We start from the raw sequence: 8473 nt of genomic DNA, 5'->3' as shown, positions 1-8473 counted from the left end.
CTCAAGCCGAACGAGGACATCTTCCGCGACCTGAGCATCTTCACCACGAACCTCACGTTCGAGAACTACGTCAACGGGTGGAACGACCTGTCGCATCCGTTCAGCACGTTTCTGCTGAACTCGACGATCATCTCGGTCGCGTCGATCATCGGAAACCTGTTCGCGTGCTCCCTCGCCGCCTACGCGTTCGCACGCCTGAAGTTCGCGGGCCGCAACCTGCTGTTCGCGATCATGCTGATGACGATCATGCTGCCTTTCCAGGTGACGCTGATTCCGCAGTTCACCATCTTCAAGGAGCTGGGCTGGCTCAATACGTTCCTGCCGCTGATCGTGCCAAAGTTCCTCGCGGTGGACGCATTCTTCATCTTCCTGATGGTCCAGTTCATCCGAGCGCTGCCCAAGGAGCTGTTCGAGGCGGCGCGCATCGACGGCGCCGGCCAACTGCGCATCTTCCTCCAGGTCACCCTGCCGCTGATGATTCCTGCGCTCGCGACCACCGCGATCTTCACGTTCATCTGGACGTGGTCCGACTTCTTCGGACCACTGATCTACTTGAGACTCCCGGAGACCTTCCCGGTCTCCGTCGCGCTCAAGGGGTTCATCGACGTCCAATCGAGTTCCGACTTCGGGTCGATGTTCGCGATGTCCGTGGTCTCGCTGCTGCCGCTGTTCATCGTGTTCCTCATCGGGCAGCGGTACCTCATCAAGGGCTTCGCGACCACGGGCATGAAGTGAGGTGGTGGGCGTAGCGCCTGCCTCCGCAACCGCCGCGCTGTCGTATGGAATGATCCAGATCGAACGTTTCGAGGAGGCGACATGCCGGTGAGTGTGCGGGAGGTTGCGGCGCGCGCGGGCGTGTCCGTGGGCACCGTGTCCAACGTGCTCAACCGGCGCGATCAGGTCAAGCCCTCGACCGTCGAGCGCGTCGAGGAGGCCATTGCGGAGCTGGGCTACGTGCCCAACGACGCCGCCCGGCAGCTGCGGGCGGGTCGCAGCCGCACTCTCGCGCTGCTGGTGCTCGACATCGGCAACCCGTTCTTCACGGACGTCGCGCGCGGCGTGGAGGCCCGCGCGGCGGAGTCCGGTCTGACCGTGCTGCTCGCGAACTCGGACGAGTCCGATGAGCGTGAGGCCTCCCACCTCGACGTGTTCGAGCGTCAACGCGTGGCGGGGATCCTGGTGTCGCCCGTTGGGGGGGACATCGCGCGGCTCGAGGAGCTCCAGAGGCACGGCATCCCCGTGGTGCTCGTCGACCGGGGAGCGGACCAGCCGGGTTTCGCGTCCGTCTCGGTGGACGACGTCGCCGGGGGAGCAGCCGCCGTCTCGCATCTTCTCGAGACCGGAAGGACGCGGCTCGCGTTCGTGGGTGGCCCCCTGCGCATCGGCCAGGTATCGGACCGCTTCGAAGGTGCGTCTCAGGCGGTCGCTGAGCGCGGCGGCGCGACGCTCCAATTGTTCCCGACCACCGAGATGTCGCTCGAGGAGGGCCAGCGCGTGGGCCTCGGGCTGAAGGCGATGGTCGAGGACGGGCAGATCGACGGCGTCGTCGCGGCGAACGACCTCTTGGCGATCGGAGTCGAGCGGGCGCTGCTGTTCGGCGAGAATGCCGTGCACATGCCCGAGCAGGTCGCGCTGGTGGGCTACGACGACATTTCCTTCGCCTCCTCCGCCGTGGTGCCCATCAGCTCGATCCGCCAGCCGCGAGAGATGATCGGCGCCACCGCTGTCGATCTCCTGCTCGAGGAGCAGACCCGCGACCCCAAGACACCGCCGCGCAAGGTGGTCTTCGCGCCGGACCTCGTGGTCCGTGCCTCGAGCGCACCCAACGATCGGGGCGCGGTGGGCGTCGAGACTGCATGAGAACCGCCGCCTCCGCGCGCCTCGCGCTCGTCCTGACCGGCCTCGTCGCGCTGACCGGGTGCTCCTCGGAATCGTTGCCCGACCGGGAGGCCGATGCGGTGGGCACCGCTGCAGAGGTTGTCACCGAGGGGGAGGCGACGCGCGTGCTCTTCGAGTACGGCGACGGATACGAGTACTTCGAGGGCACGACGTTCGTGATCGACGACGACGTGACCGTCGCGGGCGTGGATGACCGGTCGGGCATTCCCGCGGGCGCAGCTCTCGAGGTGTGGACGGGACCGTGCGCGGAGTCCTTCCCGGTGCAGTGTGAGGTCGAGGCGGTCCTGGTCCTCGCTCCGTGAGCCCGTTGTGCCGTGTCGGCGCAGGCCCCAGCGAGGTGCTTGACTAGCGGCATGTCGCCCGCCGTGACCGCCACCCTCGTGGGCGGGCCCACCGTGCTCCTCGAGTACGCCGGGCTGCGCCTGCTGACCGACCCGACCTTCGACCCTCCTGGTGCGGTGGGGAACCTCACCAAGCTCGCGGGCCCGGCCGTGTCGCGCGACGACGTGGGCCACGTCGACGTGGTGCTCCTCAGCCACGACGAGCACGAGGACAACCTGGACGTGTCCGGCCGCGCGATGCTCGACGATGTCCGGCACGTGCTCACCACACCGGCGGGTGGGGAGCGCCTCGGCCGCGCCCAAGGCATGAAGCGGTGGGATCAGGCGATCATCCCCGACAGCGGCACCGACGTCACGATCACCGCCGTGCCCGCCCGGCACGGACCTTCCGTGATCAAGCACCTGACCGGCCAGGTCACCGGGTTCGTGCTCGAGGCCGAGGGGTGGCCCACCGTCTACATCTCTGGCGACAACTCGTCGGTCAAGAAGGCGACCAGGGTCGCCGAGCGGTTCCCCGACGTCGCTATCGCCATCGTCTTCGCAGGCGGGGCCAAGGTGGAGCGGTTGGGGGAGATGCTGCTGACGGCCGATGCGGAACGTACCGCGCGCATCGGCGCTCTGTGGCCGCAGGCCGCGCTCGTTCCTGTGCACATCGACGACTGGGCGCACTTCGAGCAGCCCCGTGCGGATCTGGCGGCGTGGTTTGACGACGCCGGGGCGGCGGACCGGCTCACGATGATCGAGCGAGGCGAGCGGCGAGAGCTGGGCTGAGCGGGCGCTCGCGGTTAGTCGGTCAGGGCCGATGCGAGGGTCAGGGCATCGAGGCCCAGCGCCTCGGCGCCGAGCACGTTGGTGAGCAGGGCGAAGGCGACGTCGTGCTCGGGATGGATCCACAGCTCGCAGCCATCCCAGCCGGCGTGGCCGAAGCCGTCCGAGGCAGCGAGTCCCGGCATCGCGCGGCGCAGGTTCCAGGTGAAGGCCCACTCGGAGCGGCGCGCCGGCACGCTCTGGTCGAAGTCCGGGATCCCGAGTGACACAGGCTCGCGCATGGCCGCGAGAGTCGCCGAAGGCACCAGGGCTCCGTCGTCCTTGAGCAGCGACGCCGCGATGGCGAGCATGTCGGCCATCGTCGCGGTCGCGCCGGCGCCGGGGTGGCGGGCCGCGCAGAACGCCTCCCAGTCGACGCGGGCGTCGGGGTTCATCCGCGGCACGTGAGGCGTGTCTGCGGTGTCCAGGGTGAGGCCGTCGGCGCCCACGCGCGCGAGCATCGCGGCGAGCTGGTCCTCCCAGGGGTCGCCGCCGGCGTGCTCGGCCATCCGGGCGATCCCCTGAAACGCGAGCGACGAGTACTGGCATGCCGTGCCGGCGACGAATGATCGCCCTGCCGCGGCCAGAGCCTGATCGAGCGGAGTGGGGTCGTCGAGGTCCGGGTCGGGGATGCCGCAGGTGTGGCTGCCGAGATGGCGCAGCGTCACGAGGTCGTCACGTCCGCCGCCGAACCCGGGGATCACGGAGCGGACCTCGGTGTCGAGGGACAGCGCGCCCGACTCGAAGTGCTGGGCCGCGACCATGCCGACCAGCGGCTTGGTGGTCGAGAAGATGGGGTAGCGGTCCCCGGGACGGGCGTCTCCGAACGCTTCGACGGCGACCACGCCGTCGCGCGTGAGGACTCCGAGCACCGCGCCGGGCAGGAACCCGCTGTCGACGTGGGCCTGGACCCATCGCGTCGCTGCGTCCACGTCCACCATGCGCGTCTCCCTCGTCGTCGGCTCCTGGCCCCGGCATCGTACCCAGCGGATGTCACAGGCCCGGCGTAGCGTCGCGGGCATGGATACCTCACCGCCAGGACTGGACGCCTGGATCGCCGATGCGCTGGCTCGGCTGCCGGGTGCGGTGGTAGTGCCGTACCCCGATTGGGGGTCGCAGACCTTCCAGGTGGGCGGCAAGCACTTCGGCCGGCTGGGGCGTGCGCCGGGCGGTGAACTCATCGTCACGGTGAAGGGCGACCCCGACGTCAACGCGGCGCTCGTCAGCGCACACGACGGCGTGACGCCCGGGTACTACGCGAACAAGCGCCTGTGGATCTCGCTGGCGATCGAGGACGACTCCGTGCCGCGGGACCTCGTCGTGGAGGCGATCGAGTCGGCGTACGCGATCGTCAGGGCGTCGCTGCCCAAGCGTGTTCAAGCCGAGCTCGAGCCGCCCGCCTGAGCGCGAATCGGCCCTGCTGGCGGTGCCACCCCACGGCAGGCGCCGTTGTCGCGCGCCGATAGACTCGTGAGGTGACTCCCGAAGAACTCTCCGCCACGATCCGCGACGCCATCCTGCAGGGCATTAACGACAGCGACTTCCAGCTGTCGCCGTTCGACGTGCCCGAGGTCAAGGTCGAGCGACCCCGCCAGCGCGAGCACGGCGACTGGGCGACCAACGTCGCGATGCAGCTGGCGAAGAAGGCCGGTACCAACCCGCGCGAGTTCGCGTCCACGCTGGTCGAGCGCCTCGCCACCATCGACGGCATCGACACCGCAGAGGTCGCCGGCCCGGGCTTCATCAACCTGCGCGTGTCCGCCTCGGCCGCCGGCGAACTGGCTCGCGGCATCGTGGACCTGGGCGCCGACTACGGCCGCGGCGAGTCCCTGACGGGGACCACGGTGAACGTCGAGTTCGTCTCCGCGAACCCGACTGGGCCGATCCACCTGGGCGGCACGCGTTGGGCGGCGGTGGGCGACTCGCTCGCGCGCCTGCTGGAGTTTCACGGCGCGCACGTGATCCGCGAGTATTACTTCAACGACCACGGCACCCAGATCGACCGCTTCGCGGAATCGCTGTACGCGGTCGTGGCGGGCGAGAGCGCTCCCGAGGACGGCTACGGCGGCCAGTACATCCAGGACATCGCGAACGAGGTCATGGTCGAGGCCATGGAGGCCGCTGACAAGGATCCGCTCGAGAGGCCACGTGACGAGGCGGTTGAGTTCTTCCGCGAGCGCGGCGTGAAGCTGATGTTCGGGGAGATCAAGCAGTCCCTGCACGACTTCGGGGTCGACTTCGACGTCTACTTCCACGAGGACTCGCTTCACCACTCGGGCAAAGTCGAGCGCGCTCTCGACGAGCTCAAGGCGTCTGGCGCCCTGTACGAGGCCGACGGCGCCTGGTGGCTGCGCAGCTCCGACTACGGCGACGAGAAGGACCGCGTGGTCATCAAGTCGGACGGCAACGCCGCCTACATCGCCGGTGACATCGCCTACATCCGCGACAAGCACGAGCGCGGCGCGGATCTGTGCATCTACCTGCTGGGCGCTGACCACCACGGCTACATCGCCCGCCTCAAGGCAGCAGCTGCGGCGCTGGGGCACTCGCCGGAGATCGTCGAGGTCATCATCGGGCAGATGGTGAATCTGGTGAAGGACGGCCAGCCGGTGCGCATGTCGAAGCGCGCGGGCACCGTCGTGACGATGGAGGACCTGGTCGACGCGGTGGGCGTCGACGCCGCGCGCTACTCGCTGGCGCGCTCCAGTGCTGATCAGTCGATCGACATCGATCTGGACCTCCTCGCGTCCAAGACCAACGCGAACCCGGTGTTCTACGTGCAGTACGCGCACGCGCGCGCCTCGTCGGTCGCCCGCAACGCAGCCGAGTACGGCATCCGCCGCGAGGACGGCTTCGACGCGAGCCTGCTCGAGCACGAGTGGGAGTCCAAGCTCCTGGGCGTGCTCGGCGAGTTCCCGCGCGTGGTGACGCAGTCCGTCGAGTTCCGCGAGCAGCACCGCGTCGCGCGCTACCTCGAGGAGCTCGCCGGCGTCTATCACGGCTGGTACGACCGCACCCGCGTGACCCCGCTGGGGGACGAGGAGATCACGGATCTGCACCGCACGCGCCTGTGGCTCAACGACGCGACGCGCCAAGTGCTCGCGAACGGGCTGCACCTGCTGGGCGTCAGCGCGCCGGAGAAGATGTAGCCATGGCCGAGCAGCCTGCGGCCGTGTGGCCGGCGACCCTGTCGCGCGGAGCGGATGGCGCCATGAGCGTGGGCGGCATCGACGTGCGCGACCTCGCGCGCGAGCACGGCACGCCGCTGTACGTGGTCGACGAGCAGGACCTGCGCTCGCGGGCGCGGGCCTTCGCGACCCACTTCGGGGAGGCCTTCGCCGAACTGGGCGCGACGTGCGACGTCTACTACGCGTCCAAGGCGCTGCTCTCCTCGCGAATCGCAGCCTGGATGCGCGCGGACGGCCTGGGCATCGATGTCGCCAGCGGGGGAGAGCTCGAGCTCGCCCTGCGCGGCGGCATGCCGGCGAGCCGGATCACGCTGCACGGCAACAACAAGTCGGACGCCGAACTGACCCGCGCGCTCGAGGTGGGCGTGGGGCACATCGTCGTCGACTCGATGACTGAGATCGAGGTCCTGTCCGCTCTCGCGGGCGGCCTCGGTCGGGTCGCGCCCATCCTGGTGCGCGTCACCACCGGCGTGCACGCCGGCGGCCACGAGTACATCGCGACCAGCCACGAGGACCAGAAGTTCGGGCTGTCGCTGGCGTCCGGCGCGGCGCTCGGCGCCCTGCGCGCCGCGCATGCAGCGCCGGGGCTGGAGTTGCGCGGGATTCACACGCACATCGGCAGCCAGATCCTGTCGGTGGACGCCTTCCGCGAGTCCGCCGAGCGGATGTTGGGACTGCGTGCGTCGTTCGCCGCCGAGACCGGCGTCGACCTTCCGGAGGTAGATCTGGGCGGCGGCTACGCGATCGCGTACACCCCGGGTGCCGAGGCGCTCGATCCTGCTGTGGCGGCGCGTGAGATCGCCGGCGCTGTTGCCGCGGCCGTGGACTCCGTGGGCGGCAGCTGGCCTGCGTTCTCGATCGAGCCTGGGCGAGCGATCGCCGGCCCGGCGGGAATCACGCTGTACTCGGTGGGCGTGGTGAAGCACGTCGGACTCGAGGAGGGCGGCGAGCGCCAGTACGTCGCGGTCGACGGCGGCATGAGCGACAACCCCCGGACCATCATGTATGGGGCGGAGTACCAGGCGGAACTCGCCGGGCGCGTCTCGGACGCCGCTCCCGCGCTGTCGCGCGTGGTGGGCAAGCACTGCGAGTCCGGCGACATCGTGGTGCGCGACGTCGACCTCCCGGCAGACATCGCGCGCGGCGACCTGCTCGCCATCGCCGCGACGGGGGCGTACGGACGCTCGATGGCCTCGAACTACAACGCGATCCTGCGGCCGGCCGTGGTCGCGGTCCGCGACGGCCAGGCGAGCACCCTGATCCGACGCGAGACTCTCGACGACCTCCTCAACCTGGACGTCGCTCCCGACTGACCCCACCCGCCCCACCCCTCATGAGCGAAGTGGGTCCATTTCGCTCGCCTAAGCGCCTAGATGAGCGATTCGGGCCCACTTCGCTCGCGGGAGAGGCGGCTGGGGTTCGTCGAGGTCCGGGTTCTAGAGCGCCTCGCGGATCGCGTCCTCGAGGCTCGTGGGCTCGCGTCCGATCAGGTCGCGCAGGTCCGTCGACTCCGTGAAGAGATCACCCCGAGCGATCGAGGCGTCGATCGATGCCCAGAACCCGGCGGTGCCCTCGTCCATGCCCGTAGCGACCATGCCAGCGGCCAGGTCGTCCACCGTGACGGTGGTGTACTCGACTGTCGTGCCGGTCGCGGCCGTCACCGCAGCGGCGAGCTCCGCGAACGTGAAGGTCGTGCCCGCGAGTTCGTACACAGGCTTCGCGGTGTCAGCGGTGATCGCGGCGGCCGCCGCGTCCGCCCGACCGATCCGGGCCCGGACCGCCGGCAGGTGGGTCAACCCCCGCTCGGCGAGATGCTCCACCGCCGCGTCCACCGCCGCCCGCCGCTGCCTTGACCATGACCGGATAACCGATCTCTTCGGCAACCGTGATCGCCTCGGCGATGTCCGTGATGCGCCCCTTGCTTCCGGGCACGACGGGAACATCGGCGGCAATGGCCGCCGCGCGCGCATTCACCTTGTCGCCCATGCGTTCGATGGTCCCGGCATCGGGCCCACAAAAAATCAGGCCCATTTCCTCGACGCGGCGCGCGAATTCCGCATTTTCGGACAGAAACCCATAGCCGGGATGGATCGCATCTGCCCCGCTTTCCTTTGCGGCCGCCAGGATACTGTCGATATTCAAATAGGATTGATTTGCGGGGGCCGGACCGATCTCGACGACTTCGTCGGCAAGCCGTGCCGCAAGCATATCGTAATCGACTGTGCTGACGACCTGTAC

The 8473-nt window shown here is 69.2% G+C and carries 10 protein-coding genes; 7 read left to right on the top strand and 3 right to left on the bottom strand.

The genetic code is table 11. The features are described from left to right. The 4 genes from QZ483_RS11215 to QZ483_RS11200 form a co-directional block, all read left to right on the top strand. A partial coding sequence (locus tag QZ483_RS11215) for a carbohydrate ABC transporter permease (protein WP_297084018.1) occupies positions 1-735 on the top strand: 735 nt, incomplete at its 5' end. 81 nt (positions 736-816) lie between these two features. Further along, a complete protein-coding gene (locus tag QZ483_RS11210) occupies positions 817-1860 on the top strand; it encodes a LacI family DNA-binding transcriptional regulator (protein ID WP_297084015.1) in 1044 nt (347 codons plus the stop codon). Next, positions 1857-2201: a hypothetical protein gene (locus tag QZ483_RS11205; RefSeq protein ID WP_297084013.1), complete on the top strand. Its 345-nt coding sequence runs from the start codon at positions 1857-1859 to the stop codon at positions 2199-2201. The genes QZ483_RS11210 and QZ483_RS11205 overlap by 4 nt, the downstream gene beginning before the upstream one ends. Positions 2202-2252: 51 nt before the next feature. Then, entirely contained in the window at positions 2253-3011 is a 759-nt protein-coding gene (locus tag QZ483_RS11200) for an MBL fold metallo-hydrolase (RefSeq protein WP_297084011.1), read from the top strand. Between the two features lie 14 nt (positions 3012-3025). On the opposite strand, the gene QZ483_RS11195 is transcribed toward QZ483_RS11200, so the two are convergent. Continuing rightward, a complete protein-coding gene (locus QZ483_RS11195) occupies positions 3026-3988 on the bottom strand; it encodes a serine hydrolase (protein ID WP_297084009.1) in 963 nt (320 codons plus the stop codon). A gap of 79 nt (positions 3989-4067) precedes the next feature. Between QZ483_RS11195 and QZ483_RS11190 the strand changes: the two genes are divergently transcribed. The 3 genes from QZ483_RS11190 to lysA all read left to right on the top strand — a co-directional run bounded on the left by QZ483_RS11190 (position 4068) and on the right by lysA (position 7548). Beyond that, entirely contained in the window at positions 4068-4451 is a 384-nt protein-coding gene (locus tag QZ483_RS11190) for an MmcQ/YjbR family DNA-binding protein (protein ID WP_297084007.1), read from the top strand. Positions 4452-4522: 71 nt separating this feature from the next. Beyond that, on the top strand, positions 4523-6196 hold the full coding sequence (gene argS / locus QZ483_RS11185) for an arginine--tRNA ligase (protein WP_297084005.1): 1674 nt from the start codon (positions 4523-4525) through the stop codon (positions 6194-6196). A 2-nt stretch (positions 6197-6198) separates the two neighbouring features. Continuing rightward, positions 6199-7548: a diaminopimelate decarboxylase gene (lysA, locus tag QZ483_RS11180; RefSeq protein WP_297084002.1), complete on the top strand. Its 1350-nt coding sequence runs from the start codon at positions 6199-6201 to the stop codon at positions 7546-7548. Between the two features lie 123 nt (positions 7549-7671). Here lysA and QZ483_RS11175 read toward each other — a convergent pair whose 3' ends face one another. Both QZ483_RS11175 and QZ483_RS11170 read right to left on the bottom strand, forming a co-directional pair. After that, on the bottom strand, positions 7672-7947 hold the full coding sequence (locus QZ483_RS11175; RefSeq protein ID WP_297084000.1) for a hypothetical protein: 276 nt from the start codon (positions 7945-7947) through the stop codon (positions 7672-7674). Positions 7948-7960: 13 nt separating this feature from the next. After that, positions 7961-8473: biotin carboxylase N-terminal domain-containing protein (locus QZ483_RS11170; protein ID WP_297083998.1), on the bottom strand; the 513-nt coding region annotated here is incomplete at its 5' end.

The sequence above is a fragment of the uncultured Demequina sp. genome (assembly GCF_913055775.1).
Taxonomy (GTDB): domain Bacteria; phylum Actinomycetota; class Actinomycetes; order Actinomycetales; family Demequinaceae; genus Demequina.
The sequence above is the reverse complement of the archived record's forward strand: the minus strand, read 5'-3'. Positions and strand labels throughout refer to the sequence as shown.

Excerpts from the sequence above, each read along its gene's own strand:
- lysA (WP_297084002.1), top strand. The coding sequence starts at position 6,199 with ATGGCCGAGCAGCCTGCGGCCGTGTGGCCGGCGACCCTGTCGCGCGGA.
- QZ483_RS11195 (WP_297084009.1), bottom strand. The coding sequence starts at position 3,988 with ATGGTGGACGTGGACGCAGCGACGCGATGGGTCCAGGCCCACGTCGAC.
- QZ483_RS11190 (WP_297084007.1), top strand. The coding sequence starts at position 4,068 with ATGGATACCTCACCGCCAGGACTGGACGCCTGGATCGCCGATGCGCTG.
- QZ483_RS11200 (WP_297084011.1), top strand. The coding sequence starts at position 2,253 with ATGTCGCCCGCCGTGACCGCCACCCTCGTGGGCGGGCCCACCGTGCTC.
- QZ483_RS11205 (WP_297084013.1), top strand. The coding sequence starts at position 1,857 with ATGAGAACCGCCGCCTCCGCGCGCCTCGCGCTCGTCCTGACCGGCCTC.
- QZ483_RS11210 (WP_297084015.1), top strand. The coding sequence starts at position 817 with ATGCCGGTGAGTGTGCGGGAGGTTGCGGCGCGCGCGGGCGTGTCCGTG.